General features: G+C 64.3%; 1 protein-coding gene. It reads left to right on the top strand.

Annotated features, from left to right (window positions below):
• Positions 1–534, top strand: a 534-nt coding sequence (locus tag G7A99_RS23630; protein WP_163144502.1) for a phospholipase A, incomplete at its 5' end; no start/stop codon positions are given.
• Positions 535–621 lie beyond the last annotated feature (87 nt).

The raw sequence follows: 621 nt of genomic DNA, 5'->3' as shown, positions 1-621 counted from the left end.
GCCTACAACAGCGAGGAATCCGCGCCGTTCCGCGAGACCAACTACGAGCCGGAGCTGATCTACTCGTACCGCACGAAATATAACCTCTTCGGCCTCCACGGGCGTTTGTTCACCGTGGGGGTGAACCACATGTCCAACGGCCGTTCGGACCCGCAGTCGCGAAGCTGGAACCGCATGACCGCCGGTGTTCTCTTCGACGAGGGCAAGTGGGCGCTGCGCGCACGTGGATGGTGGCGCCTGCCGGAATCCGAGGGCGACGACGACAACCCCAATATCAGCGACTATTACGGCCGCGCCCAGGTCTGGGCGCACCTCAAGGATGGCGATCAGACCTATTCCGTGATGCTCCGCAGCAACCTCGGTATAGGCGGGGAGCCGGTGCGCGGTGCATTGCAGCTTGACTATACGTTTCCGTTCTGGGGGGGCATGAAGGGCTACATACAGCTCTTTCACGGCTACGGTGACGGGCTGATCAACTACGACAACATCACCACCCGGGCGAGCGCCGGGATCATGCTCATCGACTGGATGTAGGCGCCGGCGTCCGTCAGCGCAGCTTCGTCGTGCGCAGCGCGGCGTCCGCCGGCGGCGGCTGGAACGTATCCGCCCGCGCCTGCGGCC

This window comes from Arhodomonas sp. KWT, from assembly GCF_010993615.1.
The sequence above is the reverse complement of the archived record's forward strand: the minus strand, read 5'-3'. Positions and strand labels throughout refer to the sequence as shown.